At 41.9% G+C, this 18,615-nt stretch carries 24 protein-coding genes (1 of these 24 cut by a window edge); 19 read left to right on the top strand and 5 right to left on the bottom strand.

Going from position 1 to position 18,615, the window contains the following annotated elements:
* Positions 1–8: 8 nt before the first annotated feature.
* Complete coding sequence (locus VOI46_RS15590) at positions 9–3,587, top strand: M1 family aminopeptidase (protein WP_004589217.1); 3,579 nt, start codon at positions 9–11, stop codon at positions 3,585–3,587.
* A 264-nt stretch (positions 3,588–3,851) separates the two neighbouring features.
* Here VOI46_RS15590 and VOI46_RS15585 read toward each other — a convergent pair whose 3' ends face one another.
* From VOI46_RS15585 to VOI46_RS15570, 4 genes are all read right to left on the bottom strand, one after another.
* The gene (locus tag VOI46_RS15585) at positions 3,852–4,538 is read right to left on the bottom strand and encodes a TorF family putative porin (RefSeq protein ID WP_004589216.1); all 687 of its coding nucleotides are present in this window, start codon (positions 4,536–4,538) and stop codon (positions 3,852–3,854) included.
* 277 nt (positions 4,539–4,815) lie between these two features.
* Entirely contained in the window at positions 4,816–5,979 is a 1,164-nt protein-coding gene (locus VOI46_RS15580) for a hypothetical protein (RefSeq protein WP_004589215.1), read from the bottom strand.
* A gap of 145 nt (positions 5,980–6,124) precedes the next feature.
* On the bottom strand, positions 6,125–6,325 hold the full coding sequence (locus VOI46_RS15575) for a helix-turn-helix transcriptional regulator (protein ID WP_004589214.1): 201 nt from the start codon (positions 6,323–6,325) through the stop codon (positions 6,125–6,127).
* A gap of 8 nt (positions 6,326–6,333) precedes the next feature.
* Positions 6,334–6,753 carry a hypothetical protein gene (locus VOI46_RS15570; RefSeq protein ID WP_004589213.1) on the bottom strand — a complete coding sequence of 140 codons (420 nt, stop codon included), beginning with the start codon at positions 6,751–6,753 and terminating at the stop codon, positions 6,334–6,336.
* A gap of 210 nt (positions 6,754–6,963) precedes the next feature.
* Here VOI46_RS15570 and VOI46_RS15565 point away from each other — a divergent pair, with 210 nt between their 5' ends.
* The 18 genes from VOI46_RS15565 to rplQ all read left to right on the top strand — a co-directional run bounded on the left by VOI46_RS15565 (position 6,964) and on the right by rplQ (position 17,687).
* Positions 6,964–8,934, top strand: coding sequence for an AsmA family protein (locus tag VOI46_RS15565; protein WP_004589212.1), 1,971 nt, complete (start codon positions 6,964–6,966; stop codon positions 8,932–8,934).
* Positions 8,935–9,210: 276 nt separating this feature from the next.
* Positions 9,211–9,579 (top strand): 50S ribosomal protein L14, encoded by a 369-nt coding sequence (gene rplN, locus VOI46_RS15560; RefSeq protein WP_004589211.1) that lies wholly within the window; start codon positions 9,211–9,213, stop codon positions 9,577–9,579.
* A gap of 10 nt (positions 9,580–9,589) precedes the next feature.
* Entirely contained in the window at positions 9,590–9,904 is a 315-nt protein-coding gene (rplX, locus tag VOI46_RS15555; RefSeq protein ID WP_004589210.1) for a 50S ribosomal protein L24, read from the top strand.
* A 16-nt stretch (positions 9,905–9,920) separates the two neighbouring features.
* A complete protein-coding gene (gene rplE / locus VOI46_RS15550; protein ID WP_004589209.1) occupies positions 9,921–10,460 on the top strand; it encodes a 50S ribosomal protein L5 in 540 nt (179 codons plus the stop codon).
* A gap of 10 nt (positions 10,461–10,470) precedes the next feature.
* A complete protein-coding gene (rpsN, locus tag VOI46_RS15545) occupies positions 10,471–10,776 on the top strand; it encodes a 30S ribosomal protein S14 (RefSeq protein ID WP_004589208.1) in 306 nt (101 codons plus the stop codon).
* 21 nt (positions 10,777–10,797) lie between these two features.
* Positions 10,798–11,190: a 30S ribosomal protein S8 gene (rpsH, locus tag VOI46_RS15540; protein ID WP_004589207.1), complete on the top strand. Its 393-nt coding sequence runs from the start codon at positions 10,798–10,800 to the stop codon at positions 11,188–11,190.
* Between the two features lie 13 nt (positions 11,191–11,203).
* Positions 11,204–11,737: a 50S ribosomal protein L6 gene (gene rplF / locus VOI46_RS15535; protein WP_004589206.1), complete on the top strand. Its 534-nt coding sequence runs from the start codon at positions 11,204–11,206 to the stop codon at positions 11,735–11,737.
* Between the two features lie 9 nt (positions 11,738–11,746).
* Complete coding sequence (rplR, locus tag VOI46_RS15530) at positions 11,747–12,097, top strand: 50S ribosomal protein L18 (RefSeq protein ID WP_004589205.1); 351 nt, start codon at positions 11,747–11,749, stop codon at positions 12,095–12,097.
* Between the two features lie 9 nt (positions 12,098–12,106).
* Positions 12,107–12,613: a 30S ribosomal protein S5 gene (rpsE, locus tag VOI46_RS15525; RefSeq protein ID WP_004589204.1), complete on the top strand. Its 507-nt coding sequence runs from the start codon at positions 12,107–12,109 to the stop codon at positions 12,611–12,613.
* 2 nt (positions 12,614–12,615) lie between these two features.
* Entirely contained in the window at positions 12,616–12,798 is a 183-nt protein-coding gene (gene rpmD, locus VOI46_RS15520; protein WP_004589203.1) for a 50S ribosomal protein L30, read from the top strand.
* Positions 12,799–12,802: 4 nt separating this feature from the next.
* Positions 12,803–13,237: a 50S ribosomal protein L15 gene (gene rplO / locus VOI46_RS15515; RefSeq protein ID WP_004589202.1), complete on the top strand. Its 435-nt coding sequence runs from the start codon at positions 12,803–12,805 to the stop codon at positions 13,235–13,237.
* A 10-nt stretch (positions 13,238–13,247) separates the two neighbouring features.
* Positions 13,248–14,576 (top strand): preprotein translocase subunit SecY, encoded by a 1,329-nt coding sequence (gene secY / locus VOI46_RS15510; RefSeq protein WP_004589201.1) that lies wholly within the window; start codon positions 13,248–13,250, stop codon positions 14,574–14,576.
* Positions 14,577–14,598: 22 nt separating this feature from the next.
* Positions 14,599–14,712 carry a 50S ribosomal protein L36 gene (gene rpmJ, locus VOI46_RS15505; protein WP_002959476.1) on the top strand — a complete coding sequence of 38 codons (114 nt, stop codon included), beginning with the start codon at positions 14,599–14,601 and terminating at the stop codon, positions 14,710–14,712.
* 125 nt (positions 14,713–14,837) lie between these two features.
* Complete coding sequence (rpsM, locus tag VOI46_RS15500; RefSeq protein WP_004589200.1) at positions 14,838–15,194, top strand: 30S ribosomal protein S13; 357 nt, start codon at positions 14,838–14,840, stop codon at positions 15,192–15,194.
* Positions 15,195–15,206: 12 nt separating this feature from the next.
* On the top strand, positions 15,207–15,593 hold the full coding sequence (gene rpsK, locus VOI46_RS15495) for a 30S ribosomal protein S11 (protein ID WP_002959471.1): 387 nt from the start codon (positions 15,207–15,209) through the stop codon (positions 15,591–15,593).
* 21 nt (positions 15,594–15,614) lie between these two features.
* Positions 15,615–16,235 (top strand): 30S ribosomal protein S4, encoded by a 621-nt coding sequence (gene rpsD / locus VOI46_RS15490; RefSeq protein WP_004589199.1) that lies wholly within the window; start codon positions 15,615–15,617, stop codon positions 16,233–16,235.
* Between the two features lie 24 nt (positions 16,236–16,259).
* A complete protein-coding gene (gene rpoA, locus VOI46_RS15485) occupies positions 16,260–17,246 on the top strand; it encodes a DNA-directed RNA polymerase subunit alpha (protein WP_004589198.1) in 987 nt (328 codons plus the stop codon).
* Between the two features lie 39 nt (positions 17,247–17,285).
* Positions 17,286–17,687, top strand: coding sequence for a 50S ribosomal protein L17 (gene rplQ / locus VOI46_RS15480; RefSeq protein WP_004589197.1), 402 nt, complete (start codon positions 17,286–17,288; stop codon positions 17,685–17,687).
* Between the two features lie 121 nt (positions 17,688–17,808).
* On the opposite strand, the gene VOI46_RS15475 is transcribed toward rplQ, so the two are convergent.
* Positions 17,809–18,615, bottom strand: a protein-coding gene (locus VOI46_RS15475; RefSeq protein ID WP_095206617.1) for an IS3 family transposase; it runs 362 nt beyond the window's last position. Within the gene, positions 17,809–18,615 belong to an annotated coding region that runs on past the window's edge; the region does not span the whole gene.

Raw genomic sequence — 18,615 nt, 5'->3', positions numbered from 1 at the left:
GGGGCGCTATGTTTTTTAATATGCTCGCGTTTGAGCTGCGCTATTTTGTGCGCCAGCCTTCGTTTTATGTGACCTCATTAATCTTCTTTTTTATGGCGTTTTTTATAAGCTCCAGTAGTAAGTTTCCGCTAGGTGGGGCTAATGTTCATATGAACTCGCCTTATACCATTATGGTTTTAACGGTTACCTTTTGTACGCTTGCTATGTTTTTAGTGGTTAACTTTGTTGCAAGCTCAGCGATTCGCAACAGCGAGACCAAAATGGATGAGCTGGTGTTTAGTAAGCCCGTTAACCCGCTTGCTTATCAATCAGGGCGTTTTTTTGGTGCTTACTTAGTTGTACTTATCGTGTTTTTAAGCGTGCCACTAGGCGTATTTTTGGGGTCTCAGTTTGGCTTGTTGGTTGGCTGGCTTGATAGTGAGCTAGTTGGCCCTAATAAGTTTATATATTACGCTGCGCCTTTCTTATATTTAGCAGTGCCAAGCTTATTGGTCCTCAGTGCTATTTTTAATAGTGTGGCGGTTTATTTTAAAACCATAATGGCGGTATATGTAACGGCCGTGGTGATCTATATAAGCTACCAATTGGCGAGTATCTATTTTGACGATTTAGCGTTTAGAAATATTGTTGTTTACGCAGACCCATTTGGCACTGGTTCATTAATTGACTTAACCCGTTACTGGACTGTAAGTGATAAAAATACTGAAGTGTTAACGCTTTCGGGCGATTTTTTAATTAACCGTATTTTATGGGTAGCAATAAGTTTAGCGATGTTTTTTGGCCTCGGAAAGTTAGCTAACCGCGTAGTCACTAAAAAACAGAAAAAGCAATTTGCTGTCTCTACGTTTGTAAAAAATAAACAAGCAGCACTTATTAGCAGCGCTAAAAACTACAAGTCAAAAGGGGTCAATACGCAATCGCAATTAGTAATGCGCAGCTTATTTGAGCTTAAGCAGGTTATATTAAGTGCTCCTTTTATGATTTTAGCGGGCGTCAGTATTATTACGTTACTCGCACCACTTTTTGCGCCTATTGGCGCATATGGCACAACAGATTGGCCGCTCACACAAAACATGGTGGGCATTATTCAAAACGCCTCCGCTATATTTATGTTTATTATTATTGCTTATTACAGCGCAGAGCTGGTTTGGCGAGAACGCCACAGTGGTATGGGCGATATTGTTGACAGCTACCCGGTGCATAACAGTGTGTTTTGGGTATCTAAAATTATTGCGCTAATCACTGCGGTTTGTGGCCTTTATTTAGTAGGTATGATGTTTACCATTGCGGTGCAACTATTTAAGGGGCAATTTAACTTAGAGCTTGGCCAGTACTTATTTAGGTTGGGTTACCTTACATTATTGCCTTTAATTATGATGGCTATTTTGGCGTTCTTTTTACAAATAATTAGCCCTAATAAATACATAGGTATGGGTTTGTTTATTCTATATTACATTGCTCAAATGGTAATGGGTGCTTACGGGTTTGAGCATCATATGTATCATTTTTCACAAAGCAGCAGCGTACCGTATTCAGACATAAACGGTTACGGGCATTTTTTACAAGGCGCGCATTGGTATACCCTATATTGGGGTGCATTGAGTGTGTTTTTAGCTATTGTAGGGTTTGCTTTATGGCACCGTGGTCCATCGCAAACATTGCGTACGCGTTTATCTTTAGTGCGTTACAACATGTCTTTAAAAGGCCAGATTGCAGCCGTTATAAGTTTATTGGTATTTGTGGGCGCGGGTTATAACATTTATTACAACACCCGTGTAATCAATGAGTTTGTAACAAGTGATGATAACGAAGCGCTACAAGTAAGGTATGAGCAAGAGTTCTCACAATACAAAGACTTACCGCTGCCTATAATAACTGATGTTGATTTACACATTGATATTTATCCTAAAAAGCGTGCTTTAAACGCCGTGGCTAAAATTAAGTTTACCAATACCGCAAACGAGCCAATAACCCGTGTGTTAATTAACGAGCCTAGCCAATCTAAAAGCTGGGATGTAAAAATGGCGGGCGGAAAAATAGTTGAGCGTTTAACCGATTTTGGCATGGTATGGTTTGAGTTTGAACAACCGCTAATGCCTAATGAAGTACGCGAAGGTGAGCTTTCAGTTTCTCGTGAACACGACGGTTTTGTTGATAGAGGCTCTGATACTCAACTCGTGCATAACGGTACATTTGTAAATAATAGAGAATTATTCCCAAATTTTGGTTATCAAAAGTATTTTCAAATTGCGGATAAGTATGAGCGCCGTAAGCACGACTTACCCGAGCTTGAACGTGCACATAAACTAGAAGACAGCCGCTATTATACGCAAAATGAGTTTGGGCCTGCTAATGGATTTATAAACTACAAGGCAACGGTAACCACCGATGAGTCACAATTTGCTATTACACCTGGTTACTTAAAAAGTGAAAGTGTAAAAGACGGACGACGTACTTTTGTTTATAAAATGGATGCTCCAATTATAAACTTTTATTCTGTTCTTTCGGCGGAGCTTGAAAGCAAAAAGGTTGAACATAACGGTGTAAATATTGAGGTGTACTACCACAAAGATCATGCATGGAATGTTGACCGTATGATTGAGTCGGTACAAGACTCAATAGATTACTACACGCAAGCCTTTGGGCCATATCAGCATAAGCAGTTACGTATTATCGAATTTCCTAAGTATCGCTCGTTTGCGCAAAGTTTTGCCAATACGGTACCTTACTCAGAAAGTATTGGCTTTATTACAGACTTAAGAGATGAGAGTAAAGTTGACCTACCTTACTATGTAACCGCACATGAAGTTGCACACCAATGGTGGGGGCATCAAGTATCTGGGGCTAATGTAGAGGGCAGTGCCGTTATTTCTGAATCGCTCTCCCAATACAGTGCGCTTATGGTGCTAAAAAAACGCTTTGGCGCCGAGAAGCTTCGTAAGTTCTTAAAGTACGAGTTAGATAGATACTTAATGGGCCGCACAGGCGAAGCCTTTGAAGAAATGCCGCTGTATAAAACGCAGTCTCAACAATATCTTCATTACAATAAAGGCTCGGTTGCGATGATGGCTTTGTATGACCGATTAGGTGAAGAACGCTTAAATGCCGCACTTAAAGCATTTTTGAATGAGTTTAAATACCAAGCAACGCCATACCCAACCACACTTGATTTACTTAGTTATTTAAAGCGAGATGCAACACAAGCTGAACAACGTTTTATTGATGATCAGTTTAAATATATAACGCTTTATGAGCTTGAAATGGAAGCAGTGTCGGTTACAGATGATGTTGATAGCGAAGGTTTTTATACAGTAACACTGAGCGTTGAAGCAACTAAGCAGCATGCCGATGGACAAGGTGAAGAAACCGAGCAGCCACTCGATGAGCTAATTGATATTGCATTATTTAGCGATGATCCTGAAAACCTTCTCGCTGAAGACTTTGTGATTTACTCGCAAAAGCATCAAATAGTCTCTGGTACTAATACTATTGAGCTAAAAGTAAAAGAAAAGCCAGTGTACGCAGGGGTAGACCCATACATTAAGCTTGTAGATAAAGACAGTAAAAACAACCTAGCTAAGTTTTAACGATTAACGGAAAGGCCGCATTTAATGCGGCCTTTTTTGTTTTAGCGAATTGCTAATACCAATGTGCAATAAAGCTTAATAAAGCGAATTAGCATATTGGTAAAAAGAGGTAATAGCAGCGAGGAGCTCGGCGGTTAACTGAAGTGGGTTATATAGTAAGGTGCTTTAGTCGCTAAAATTAAAAGGCGCTGTGGGTATTTAGGTGCCCTAATCGAGAAAAGGGCCAAAAGGCCCTTAGTGTTGCAGCAAGTAACACATTTTGTTTTAAAGCGTAAAGTCTACAGCGTAGCCTACGTAAACTTTAACATCTGACTCATCCATGTCGGTGTCAGATACGCCAAAAGTAAAACCATCTTTTGATACAGAGATACCGTAATCAATAATATTATCATCACCTATAAAGTCGCCAGAGTAGTGACCTAAGTGTAGCGCAACCTCAGTACCATTGCTGCCAACAGCAAAGCTGTAATCGGCATTTAGGTATAATGAATCGCCAAAGTCGGTGCCATCGCCATCTGCCGCTGAAGTGGCAAGGATTGCAGCGCCAAAGGTGAAACCTTCTGCGCTGATGCTACCGTAAATTTCAGAGAAATCAGCATCTGCCTCAGAAGCTGCATCTGGGTAAGCGTAATAAATGTAACCTACATCGTAGCTAAATGTGTCGTTAATATCGCCACCAAAACCCGCGTAAACATCAAGCTCGTAAGTCATTTCATCGGCCCATGAAGCATTTGATGCCCAAGTACCTACATAAAAGCCTGACTCGTCAGCGTAATCAATACCGCCAGAAATAGCAGCATCGCCCCCAGTTTGCTCTTGACCACGCCATAAGTAGTTAGACGTAGCCGCTGCGTTTGCTGTTACTTCTGCATGTACGGCTGTTGATGTTAAAGATGTAGCACCTAATAAAGCTATTGCGCTAATTGCGATGGTTTTTTTTAGTTTTAGCATGTCCATTTCCCGTTATATGATTTTTATCGCCTAGGTTTTTATTCTCTTATTGGCAACCCTTTGACTGGCGGTGTTTTATTGTTTAACTGGGAATGCAATTGCACTGTATGTGCCAGCTTAAAATAATTTCTATAAAACTGGTTTTTTACTTTTATAAAACAATATGTTGAGAAGTTTTAGAAGAGGGGATGATTGAGGTGGTTAATTAAAAAACGCACACTGCTGGTGCATAAATTAACCTAACTGCACCAGAAAAATACAGTTAGGTTAGGTAAATTTAGCCAAATATAGTGCGCATAAGACTAATTGTTTCGTTTACTCCGCGGCCTTTTTGTACTTCGCTAATAATAGAGTCGCGTTTGCTACGAATATGCTCGGGAATGTCATCGGCTGCAAGTGCACGGTCTACAAGTATTTCGGCTGACTCTTTACCTCTACGCTGTGGTTTTCCCGCACTTGTTGTGCTGCGTTTAGGTTTATTTAATAGCTTAATATAATTTGAGTTGTCGGCCGTGCTGGCATCTGCATAGTAAAAAAAGCACGGTAATAACGCTTTTATACTAACTAGTTGCTCTTCTAGTTCATTGCTGCCATTAGCCATTTTAAACCACGACATAGCATGAATGCTTTGTACTATATCTTGCCAGTAGCGCTCAAAGTCGCGATTGTTTAATTTTGTAATACCTAAAGCTGCGCATAATGCATCAAGACGGCTATTACTAATTGGCGTAAACACATCTGGGCGGCGCATTGCTAATAAACGTGTAGCAGGAGCAAGGGTTGGCTTTTCATCGCTACCGTTAAAGGCAAGTAAATAAGCAACAACAAACTGTTGGTAATCAGCTTCGCTCACATCACCTTCAAGCGGGATGTTAGCAAGTGCATCGTCAAACGCGCCAGGCAAGTCGGCTAGCATTTGATGAAAACCCTTTGCACTTTTTGTTGATGCGAACCATTCAACATCAAAGTTATAGGTGCTTGGGTCGAGCGTGGCAGTGTGTTTACCACTAAATGCCAGTAAATCCTCTGGGATCATATCTTTTAGTGCTTGCTCACGGATGCTGTGCAAATACGTGGTAAGGCGAAGCTGTTCGTCCAGTGCAATAAGTTCTTTGTGTTGTTCTACAAACATACTAATAACAGGCCAAGGTGCTACACGTAGTGTTTTAAGCTGTAAAAAGCTAATTGCAGAAGTTAACTGGTCATGCAGCTTTTTTAAAAGTGGTAGTTGCTGTGGCTCTAGTAAATCGTAATTTATACGGTCTTTACTTGCACTTAGCAGCTCATAACACCAGCCTAAAAAATCCTCTGGGTGGTTTTCTACTTTCACGGCCATTAGGTTTAGGCTTAGTTCTGAAGCTTGCTTCAAGATGTTTTGGTAAATTTGACTTTCTTGTTCGCCTAGCGCCATTTTTGACGGTGAAATTAGCAGTTTTTTCATGCCTTGTAGAGTCTCCGAGTAGATACATTTTTTAGCTGCTTTATTTTAGCGCAAATACGCCAATAGCAACAGGGCCGTGCATCATACCTAACAATTCAAGGGATGCAATCATGATGCTTAATATAAGCACCATGATTGCCGAGGTTTAATCATGCTCTTGCAGCGTAAACAAGCTTTCAACAGAAGTTTTAAAGTGCCTCGCTATTTTAAGCGCAATTATTACCGAAGGAGTAAACCTTGCCGTTTCCACAGTACTTATAGTTTTACGTGAAACTGCAATTAGATCTGCTAACTCTTGCTGCGAAAGGCCTGCTTCTTTACGGTATTTTGCAATTTGATTTTGCACTTTTGCTCCTAATCTTTGCTTTGCCAAAGAATTGATACGCCGTATATTAAACACATTACAGCAAGGTAAAACGAGGCCATCATGGTGTGAGACACTTCTAAAGCCAAATCATCTGAGAGTAAATACACGCCACCCATACTAAAAAGTAAACCAAGAACTACATGTTTATAGGCAATAGTGTCGATAGTGTTTAAGTACTCATCTTTGTAGGTAAGGTGGTATTTCATTTTCCATGTAAACCCGCCTCTGATCACAAACATACAGAATGAACCTAAAAAGGCAGCAGTGCCAAAAAACAATAGTGGGGCTGATGTTTGAGTAAGCAGTGGGTAAACACTGATGATTAATAAAGTGACTCCCATGAATAATGAGAACCAAGCATTTTGGCCCATAAACTTTTCTTCATTTTTAATATCATGATTCGACATACTCATTTCCTTTTAAAATTTACATTATGTAACCTATAGGTTTCACAGTGTCACTATTTTTTTGTAACCTAAAGGTATCAAAATGTTTCAGGGGCGGTTCAGGATAAGACGGTAATATTTAATAAAGTGCTTTTTTATCACAACGACAATGATTTTAAAGCTAACACTCGCTATGATAAGAACATTATTTGCACGTTTGAAAGGATGATCATGAAGACCTTACTCAAAATTGTTGGTGTAATACTCTTACTTTGTATTGCGTTAATTATTGCCGCTCCGTTTTTAATCCCAACCGATACTATTTTTAATAAAGTATCTGAGCAGGTTGAAAAAACAACAGGGCGCACACTTACTATTAAAGGTGATAAAACGCTTAGTGTATTTCCTGCATTAAAGTTAGAGCTTAACGATGTGCACTTTGCAAACATGCAGACAGGCTCGCGCGACGACATGGCAAGTATGGAGCAATTAGCTGTGCATATACCATGGTTATCGTTATTTGGCGGCGAATTCAAACTAGATAAGTTTGTTATTAACGAGCCCAATATTTTATTAGAAACTGATAAAAACGGTAAAGCTAACTGGCAGTTGTTTGATGCTGTAGCAGAGCAGCCGCAAGAGCAAACTCAATCAGGCGAGTCAGTTAAACTACCAGAGAACTTTGATATAGAGTTAGGTGAAGTGGCTATTTACGGTGGTACCTTTACTTACCTAGATGGGCAAACAGGCGCTAAACAACAAATTAGTGACTTGGAATTGGCTATTTTACTTCCTTCACTACGTAAGACACTAGAGATCAAAGGCGGCATTACATATATGCAAGAGCGCTTTGAGCTTGATGTAAAACTGGATACGCCGGCAAAGGCAATTGAAGGGGCGACATTTGAGGTTGCTCAAAGCGTAGACTCTCGCTTGGTCGATCTTACTTTTAACGGCAGTATTGCTCGCCAAGGTAAAGATATAAAAGGCGAGTTAGCGCTAAGTGGCGACTCTGTTAAAGAGCTAGCAACTTGGCAAGGGGTAGACTTAGACGCTAAAGAAAATGCATTTAATGCGTTTAGTGTAAACGGTAAAATGCATCTTATAGATGATACGTTTAACTTAGAAGAGCTGATTGCTACCCTAGATGAATTAGAGATTAAAGGAAAAAGTGAAGTAAACTTAGGCAATAAACTAGCGGTTAATGCCAATATAGACCTAGGTATGCTTGATTTGAATCCCTACTTACCGGAGGTAGTCGCTAAGCAGCAAGCGCCGCAAAGCGAAGAACCTAAAGCTGCGCAGCCGATTGTTTGGGACGATACTAAAATTGATTTAAGCGCATTAAATGCACTTAATGCTAATGTAGTTATTCGCTCAAGCGGTTTAAAAGCTAACGATATTGAGCTAGGTGCTAATCAATTTACAGTCGATTTAAACAACAGCGTTGCTAAATTAAGCTTAGATAGCTTTAAAGCATATGAGGGCACTGGTAAAGGGGTTATCAACATAAATGCGCAGCAAACGCCGTATAAAATAAGCACAAATTTTGATTTAGCCGACATAGACGCACAACCGTTACTCACTGATGCGGCTGGCTTTGATAAGCTTATGGGTAAAGGGTCATTAAATTGGAATTTAACCACAACTGGGCAAAGTCAAAAAACCTTTATTAGTGCATTAAATGGCAAGGTTGGCTTTGAATTTGCCGATGGTGCTGTTAAAGGCGCAAACGTGGCTGAGATGGTTCGCAAAGGCAAAGAGCTTATTACGGGTAACCTTGGAGCTGTGAGTGAAGGGCTAGATACAGGCTTTGAAGAATCAGAGCAAACAGATTTTTCTGCGCTCACCGGTAGCTTTAACTTTACTAATGGCGTGGGCCATAATAACGACCTATCGCTGATGAGCCCACTTATTCGTATTACAGGTGAGGGCGATGTAGATTTGCCTAAAACCAATGTTGATTATCGCTTAGTGACCGGCATTGTTGATTCGATTGAAGGGCAAGGCACTACAGATGATAGTACAGGCTTTAAAATCCCACTGCGTATAGAAGGCCCATTTCATGACGTTGGCTTTAAGCTAGATGTAAGCAACGCGCTTAAAGATGAAGCAAAACAAAAACTCGATGACGCCAAAGAGAAAGCAAAAGAAAAAGCCAAGGACAAAGTCAAAGATAAACTAAAAGGCTTATTTGGCTAACTATTAAACCCCACAAATAAATAATTAAGGCGCTATTTGCGCCTTGATTGTTTTATAACCACTTGTAAAATAGCTACATAGCGGTTTTTACTCAGTTTTAATCTGTCCTTCCCTTAAATTAATTAAAAAATAACCTACCACTCACTAGCCAATGCTGGTACAATTGCCCGCCCTTAAGAGACAACTCTGTTGTTTTTTGAGTGGGATTTAATCGAAGTGCCTTGATTTTAAACAAATTTAAGGCAAGTTGTAATTACTACACCGGAGGTCATTAACATGATCCAAATGCAAACTCAGCTGGAAGTTGCTGATAACAGCGGCGCTCGCAAAGTGCAGTGTATAAAAGTCCTTGGTGGTTCACACCGTCGCTATGCGGCAGTTGGCGATATCATTAAAGTTTCTGTGAAAGAAGCTATTCCTCGCGGTAAAGTGAAGAAAGGTGATGTTAAAAACGCGGTAGTTGTGCGTACCAAAAAAGGCGTTCGTCGTCCGGACGGTTCTCTGATCCGTTTCGATAGCAATGCGGCTGTTATCTTAAATGATAACTTGCAGCCAATTGGTACTCGTATCTTCGGCCCTGTGACTCGTGAACTTCGTAATGATAAGTTCATGAAAATTGTTTCACTAGCCCCAGAAGTACTGTAAGGAGTCTATCATGGCAGCAAAAATCCGTCGTGATGACGAAGTAATCGTACTAGCAGGTAAAGACAAAGGTAAGCGCGGCAAAGTGCTTTCAGTTGTTACCGAGTCTGGTCGAGTATTTGTCGAAGGCATTAACTTAATCAAGAAACACCAAAAGCCGGTTCCACAATTGAACCAAGCTGGCGGCATTGTTGAGAAAGAAGCGTCTATCGACGTATCAAACGTTGCGATCTACAACTCGGAAACGAGTAAAGCAGATCGTGTAGGTTTCAAGATTGAAGATGGTAAGAAATTACGTATCTTTAAATCTACTGGTAAAACTATCTAATAGTTGGAGTAGAATGATGGCGAAACTGCATGAAGTATATAAAGACAAAGTAGTTGCTGAGCTTCAAGAGAAGTTTGGTTTCAGCTCTGTCATGCAAGTCCCTCAGATCGAAAAGATCACATTAAATATGGGCGTGGGCGAAGCCCTAGCTGACAAGAAGATTTTAGATAACGCTGTTGCGGATCTAGAAGCTATCGCTGGTCAGAAACCTTTAATCACTAAAGCACGCAAATCTGTTGCTGGCTTCAAAGTGCGTGAAGGCTACCCAATAGGCTGTAAAGTAACCTTACGCGGCGAGCGTATGTGGGACTTTTTTGAGCGTTTGGTATCAATCGCTATCCCACGTATCCGTGACTTCCGTGGTGTGAGTGCTAAGTCTTTTGATGGACGTGGTAACTACAGCATGGGCGTACGTGAACAAATCATCTTCCCAGAAATTGATTACGATAAAGTAGACCGTGTACGCGGTATGGATATCACAATCACAACTTCTGCGAAATCTGATGAGGAAGGCCGTGCGTTGTTAGAAGCGTTTAACTTCCCATTCAAGAAATAAGGGTAGGGTTATGGCAAAGAATTCTATGAAAGCGCGCGAAGCAAAGCGCACTAAACTAGTTGCTCAGTACGCTGAAAAGCGTGCAGCACTAAAAGCTATCATCAGCGATGTTAACGCATCTGAAGATGATCGTTGGGACGCGGTACTTAAGCTTCAAGCTTTACCACGTGATTCTAGCCCTGCACGTCAACGTAATCGTTGTAACATTACGGGCCGCCCACATGGTTTCCTTCGCAAATTCGGCATGAGCCGTATTAAAGTTCGCGAAGCAGCTATGCGCGGTGAAATTCCTGGCCTTAAAAAGGCTAGCTGGTAATAGTATCACGGGAGTAAGACTATGAGCTTGCAAGATCCTATCGCGGATTTGTTTACACGTATCCGTAACGGTCAATCAGCGAAGAAAGTATCTGTAACGATGCCAACTTCAAAGCTGAAAGTAGCAGTAGCTAAAGTATTAAAAGACGAAGGTTACATCGCAGATTTCGCTGTAAACAGCGAAGCGAAACCTGAGCTTTCTATCGAGTTGAAATACTTCGAAGGCAAAGCTGTAATTGAAAATATCCAGCGTGTTAGCCGCCCTGGTCTACGTATCTATAAGAAACGTGACGAATTACCGAAGGTAATGGGTGGTCTTGGTATCGCTATCGTATCAACTTCTAAAGGCCTAATGACAGACCGCGCAGCACGTAGTGCTGGTGTTGGTGGTGAAATCATTGGCTTTGTAGCTTAATCGGAGGGGAACTATGTCTCGCATAGCAAAGGCACCAATCAATGTTCCTGCCGGTGTAGAAGTTACATTAAAAGGCCAGGACATCACAGTTAAAGGCAAAAACGGTGAACTTACTCGTACTATCAACAACGCTGTTGAAGTACAAGTTAACGACAACGTTATTACAACTTTACCTCGTGAAGGCGTAGCTAATGCATGGGCTCAAGCAGGTACTGCTCGCGCTCTAATCAACAACATGGTTGTTGGTACGCATGAAGGTTACGAGAAGAAACTTCAGTTAGTAGGTGTTGGTTACCGTGCTGCAGCTAAGGGTAAAGTTTTAGACTTAACACTTGGTTTCTCGCACCCAGTTAATTTCGAAGTTCCTGAGGGAATTACGATTGAAACTCCAAGCCAAACAGAAGTTCTAGTTAAGGGCGTAGATAAGCAGTTAGTTGGTCAAACAGCTGCTAACATTCGTGCATACCGTAAACCTGAGCCTTATAAAGGTAAAGGTGTTCGTTATTCAGATGAGAATGTACGCCGTAAAGAGGCTAAGAAGAAGTAAGGTAAGACGATGGATAAAAAAACAGCTCGTCTACGTCGTGCTAAACGCACTCGTAGAAATTATATTGAACAAGGCACAACGCGTCTTGTTATCCACCGCACGCCACGTCACATTTACGCTCAAGTAGTTAATGCTGAGGGTACTGTACTGGCTGCTGCTTCTACTGTTGAGAAAGCTATTAGCGAAACAGTTAAAGGCACAGGCAACGTTTCAGCTGCACAAGCAGTTGGTAAAGCGGTTGCAGAACGTGCGGCTGACAAAGGCATCGAAAAGATTGCTTTTGATCGCAGTGGCTTTAAATATCACGGCCGTGTGAAGGCGCTAGCTGATGCTGCGCGTGAAGCCGGTTTGCAATTCTAGGAGTAGACAATGGCTAACGTAGAAGCAAAGCAACAACAGCCTGATTTAGCTGAAAAGCTAATCGCGGTAAACCGTGTGTCTAAAGTAGTTAAAGGTGGTCGTATCTTTAGCTTCACTGCACTAACTGTAGTTGGTGATGGCGCAGGTAAAGTAGGTTTTGGTTATGGTAAAGCTCGTGAAGTTCCAGCTGCTATTCAAAAAGCAATGGAAAAAGCACGTCGCAACATGATCAATGTAGACCTAAATGGCAACACATTACAGCATCCTGTTAAAGGACGTCATGCTGGCTCACAAGTGTTCATGAAACCAGCATCTGAAGGTACTGGTATCATCGCAGGTGGTGCTATGCGTGCAGTACTAGAAGTTACTGGTGTGCAGAACGTACTTTCTAAATGTTACGGTTCTACCAACCCGATCAACGTAGTACGTGCAACGATTCAAGCTCTAGAGAACATGAATTCTCCTGAGTCAATCGCTGCTAAACGTGGTCTGCGCGTAGACGAAATTCTGGGGTAACCATGGCAAATAAAACTGTAAAAGTAACACAAGTAAAGAGCTCTATCGGTCGTTTACCGAAGCATAAAGCTACATTACGCGGTCTTGGTTTACGTCGTATCAACCACACTGTTGAGTTAGAAGACACAGCATGTGTACGTGGTATGATCAACCGAGTTTCTTACATGGTTAAGGTAGAGGGTTAATTTCATGCATTTGAATACACTTTCACCTGCTGCAGGTTCTAAAACTGCTCCAAAACGTGTTGGTCGTGGTATCGGTTCTGGTCTTGGTAAGACTGGTGGCCGTGGTCACAAAGGTCAAAAATCACGTTCTGGCGGTAAAGTACGCGTTGGTTTTGAAGGCGGTCAAATGCCTATGCAACGTCGTCTACCTAAATTTGGTTTCACTTCACGCAAATCGTTAGTATCTGCAGAAGTAAACCTTTTTGAAATCGCTAAAGTTGAAGGCGATGTGGTAGACCTAAACGCGTTACAAGCAGCTGGTCTAGTTAAAAAGAACGTTCTGTTCGTTAAAGTTGTTAAATCTGGCGAAGTTTCACGCGCTGTTACCGTTAAAGGCCTTAAGGCTTCTAAAGGTGCTCGCGAAGCTATTGAAGCTGCCGGAGGCAAGGTAGAAGACTAAGGAAGTACTAATGGCTAAACCAGGTCAAGATACACAAAGTGCACAAAGTGGACTTTCGGAATTGAAGCGTCGATTACTATTTGTTTTAGGTGCTATCATTATTTACCGTCTAGGTTCATTTGTGCCAATCCCTGGGATTGACGCCGCTGTACTTGCCGATTTCTTCGAGCAACAAAAGGGCACCATTGTTGAGATGTTCAACATGTTTAGCGGTGGTGCGCTTGAGCGAGCTTCAGTGTTAGCACTGGGTATTATGCCGTATATCTCGGCTTCGATTATTACGCAACTATTAACGCATATGTATCCTCCGTTTATAGAGCTTAAGAAAGAAGGTGAGCAAGGGCGTAAAAAAATTAGCCAGTACACACGCTATGGCACGCTTGTGCTTGCTACTATCCAATCAATCGGTATTGCAACTAGCTTACCGGGCATGATGGAAGGGTTAGTTGTTAACCCGGGTCTCGGTTTCTATTTCACCGCAGTGGTGAGTTTAGTAACTGGTACTATGTTCCTAATGTGGTTGGGCGAACAAATAACAGAACGCGGTATCGGTAACGGTATCTCAGTTCTTATATTTGTTGGTATTGTAGCTAACCTGCCGTCTGCTATTGGTTCGACAGCCGAAATGGCGCGCCAAGGTGATTTGAATGTTTTTGTACTGTTGATGGTTGCGGTTATAGTATTCGCTGTTACTTATCTTGTAGTGTTTTTCGAACGTGGACAACGTCGTATCGTTGTTAACTACGCTAAACGCCAACAAGGTCGTCAAGTATTTGCTGCTCAAAGCACGCATTTACCACTAAAAGTAAACATGGCGGGTGTTATTCCACCAATCTTCGCTAGCAGTATAATTCTGTTCCCTGGTACAATTGCAAGCTGGTTCGGCCAGGGTGAAGGTCCGGTCGCTGATGTGCTACAAGCTATTGCAACAACGTTGACTCCAGGTCAGCCTTTGTATGCGATGGTGCTAGCAGCAGCTATCATCTTCTTCTGCTTTTTCTACACAGCGTTGGTTTTTAACCCGCGTGAGACAGCAGACAACCTGAAGAAATCTGGCGCATTTATCCCAGGTATTCGTCCAGGTGAGCAGACATCTAAATACATTGATAAAGTGATGACACGCCTGACATTGGCAGGTGCTTTGTATATAACCTTTATCTGTCTGGTGCCCGAATTCATGACTATGGCATGGCAAACGCCATTCTATTTCGGCGGTACATCAATTTTGATTATCGTTGTAGTAATCATGGACTTTATGGCACAAGTACAGACTCACCTGATGTCACATCAGTATGATTCTGTGCTGAAAAAAGCGAACCTTAAAGGCTACGGCCGATAAGGTCAGTTTACGGAGTTGAGCAATGAAAGTACGTGCTTCCGTTAAGAAAATATGCCGTAACTGTAAAGTTATTAAACGTGCTGGTGTAGTACGCGTAATTTGCAGTGAGCCTAAGCATAAGCAAAGGCAAGGCTAAGTAAACAGTCGTGCAGGCTGAGATTTCTCGGCCTGTGTTTTTAGTTGTGATTTGGTCTTCGTTTGAGTATCCTTACGGGCTTTTCAAACTTTTGATTACCAAATTCAAATATAGGAGATGTGTTAGTGGCCCGTATCGCTGGCATTAACGTCCCTGATCATAAACATGCAGTTATTGGTTTAACAGCTATTTATGGCATAGGTAAGACTCGCTCTAAGGCTATCTTAGAAGCGACTGGTATCGCCGAGACCACAAAAATCGGTGAACTTTCAGACGAAACTCTTGACGTACTGCGTGATGCAGTTGGCAAGTACACTGTAGAAGGTGACCTTCGTCGTGAAGTTACTCTAAATATCAAGCGCCTTATGGACCTTGGTTGTTTCCGTGGCCTACGTCACCGTCGCTCTTTACCACTACGTGGTCAAAGAACAAAGACTAACGCGCGTACCCGTAAGGGTCCTCGTAAGCCTATTAAGCGATAAGGGGATAGTATTATGGCTAAGACACCAATTCGTCGTAAAAAGGTTAAAAAGCAAGTTGCTGATGGTATGGCTCATGTTCATGCGTCTTTCAACAACACTATTGTAACAATTACCGACCGTCAAGGTAATGCACTATCATGGGCTACTGCCGGTGGTTCAGGTTTCCGTGGTTCACGTAAATCTACACCATTTGCTGCTCAGGTTGCTGCAGAGCGTGCAGGTACTGCTGCTCAAGAATACGGTTTAAAAAATCTAGAAGTTTTCATTAAAGGTCCAGGTCCAGGTCGTGAATCTGCTGTACGTGCTTTGAATGCTGCTGGTTACCGTATCACCAACATTACTGACGTGACGCCAATACCACACAATGGTTGTCGTCCACCGAAGAAACGTCGCGTTTAACAATAGGTTAGGAGAAATAACATGGCAAGATATTTGGGCCCTAAGCTCAAGCTGAGTCGTCGTGAAGGTACTGACCTGTTCCTTAAGAGCGGCGTAAGAGCTATCGACTCTAAGTGTAAACTTGAGACTGCACCTGGTCAGCACGGCGCTCGTAAAGGTCGCTTATCTGATTACGGTTTACAATTACGTGAAAAGCAAAAAGTACGTCGTATCTACGGTGTATTAGAAAAGCAATTCCGTAATTACTACAAAGAAGCTGCTCGCCTTAAAGGTAATACAGGTGAAAACTTGTTACAGCTTTTAGAGCAACGTTTAGACAATGTTGTATATCGCATGGGTTTTGCTAGCACACGCGCTGAAGCACGTCAGTTAGTAAGCCACAAAGCGATTTTAGTTAATGGTCGTGTTGTGAACATTCCTTCATACGTAATTGCTCCAGAAGATACTGTAGTAATCCGTGAGAAGTCTAAAACACAAGCACGTATCATCGCTGCTCTAGAGTTGGCTGAGCAACGTGAAAAGCCGACTTGGGTTGAAGTTGACGGTAAGAAATTGGAAGGTAGCTTCAAGCGCCTACCTGAGCGTTCAGATCTGTCTGCGGACATTAATGAACAACTAATCGTCGAACTTTACTCTAAGTAAAGTTAAGAGTTAAGAGAGGATAAAATGCAGGGTTCTGTTACAGAATTTCTAAAACCAAGGTTAGTCGATATCGACGCTATCAACCCAACGCGTTCTAAAGTAGTTTTAGAACCACTAGAGCGTGGCTTTGGCCATACTCTGGGTAATGCCTTACGCCGTATACTGTTATCATCTATGCCTGGATGTGCAGTAACTGAAGTTGAAATCGACGGTGTATTGCATGAGTACAGCGCGAAAGAAGGCGTACAAGAAGACATCATTGAAATACTACTAAACCTAAAAGGTTTAGCAGTAACGTTAGAAGGCAAAGATGAAGTTTTTCTGACCCTGACTAAATCTGGTGTAGGCCCTGTGACTGCGGCTGATATTCAGCACGATGGCGATGTAACAATTGCTAATCCAGATCACGTTATTTGTCATTTAACGACAGATAGCAGCGAGATCAGCATGCGTATTCGTGTTGAGCGTGGTCGTGGTTATGTGCCGGCATCTAGTCGTTTATCCTCTGATGACGATGAGCGTCCAATTGGTCGATTGCTGCTTGATGCATCATTCAGCCCAGTTGAACGTATTGCGTACTCGGTTGAATCAGCCCGTGTTGAGCAACGTACAGACTTAGACAAGTTAATCATTGATATGGAAACAAACGGCACTTTAGATCCTGAAGAAGCGATCCGCCGTGCGTCTACTATCTTAGCTGAGCAATTAGATGCATTCGTAGATTTACGTGATGTAACTGAGCCAGAAGAGAAAGAAGAGAAGCCAGAATTCGATCCTATTCTACTTCGTCCAGTTGATGATCTTGAACTAACAGTACGTTCAGCAAACTGTTTGAAAGCCGAGCAAATTCAATATATCGGTGATTTAGTTCAGCGCACTGAAGTTGAGCTTCTTAAAACGCCTAACCTAGGCAAGAAGTCTCTAACTGAAATAAAAGACGTGCTAGCTTCACGTGGTCTTTCTCTAGGCATGCGCCTAGAAAATTGGCCGCCTGCAAGCCTAGCTGAATAATCTAAATCACTATATTAGTTTAGTTAGAAGGATAGGGTCATGCGCCATCGTAAGAGTGGTCGTCAATTAAACCGTAACAGTAGCCATCGTAAAGCGATGTTCAGCAATATGGCAGGTTCTTTGGTGAAACATGAAATCATCAAAACTACTTTGCCTAAAGCGAAAGAGTTACGCCGTGTAATTGAACCTTTAATCACACTGGCTAAGACTGACAGTGTAGCAAATCGCCGTTTAGCGTTTGCTCGCACGCGTGATAATGAAGTAGTTGGTAAATTGTTCAGCGAAATCGGTCCTCGTAATACAGACCGTCCAGGTGGTTACACTCGTATTCTTAAGTGTGGCTTCCGTGCTGGTGATAATGCACCAATGGCTTATATTGAACTAGTAGGTCGCCCAGCGACTAACGAAGAAGTTCAAGAAGACGCGCAGTCTGCAGAGTAAGTCTTTAAAGAGACACCAAAAAGCCGAGCTTAATGCTCGGCTTTTTAATGCCTAAAATTTGACATCCCTCCAAATAGTTACTTGATAATTGATCTGACCCCGATAAAGTAGACACGGGGTTTTAATTCATTGATTCATATTGTATGGGGCTAACATTTCCAATCGTCCCATGCATTCGCACTGAGTTGTAGTAATTCTCAATATAAAAACGACTTTGTATTGTCATTTCGCTACGACTCAGTTCATTTAGATTACTCATCCATTCTTTTTTGTACTGAGCAAAAAAACTTTCTGAACAGGCATTATCCCAGCAGTTCCCCTTTCTCGACATGCTAATCGTTACACCTCGCTTGTTCAACCACGATATAGTCTCTTTAGCTCGATACTGGCTCCCTTGATCTGAATGAAACAGTAAACGTTGCCCGTTCGGCTTGCGCACATTCCAAGCCTTCTTTAGTGTTTTAATCACTAAAACCGCATTATTAATTCGACTTGTTGCCCAGCCCACAACTTTGCGTGAGTATAAATCTAAAATGACACATAAGTACTGCCAGCCTTCTTTACAGCGCACCTGAGTTATATCCGATACCCATACACTATTAGGCTCTTCAACATCAAATTGACGAGCAAGTAGATTCTCTGTCGTTATAAAACCCTGCTTTTTATTACCACTGGTGTAGCGACGCTTACCTGATTTAGAGCGATAACCTACGCTTTGTAATAAACGCTGCACTCGGCCTTTACTGCAATCATATCCGTCGGCTATGGCGGCTTGCCACAATTTTCTGTAACCAGGTATGCAGTGCTCTTCATTACTTCTTTTTATTAAAAACTGAAGTAAAAAATCATTTTTTCTTTCAACTGGATTCGACGACTGTTTCAACCATTTGTAATACCCAGCCTTAGAAACAGATAATAACTTACATAA

Origin of the sequence: Pseudoalteromonas sp. CuT4-3, from assembly GCF_035666335.1 — a bacterium.
Classification (GTDB): domain Bacteria; phylum Pseudomonadota; class Gammaproteobacteria; order Enterobacterales; family Alteromonadaceae; genus Pseudoalteromonas; species Pseudoalteromonas atlantica.
Note: the sequence above shows the minus strand (reverse complement) of the source record. Positions and strands in the feature narration are given on the sequence as shown.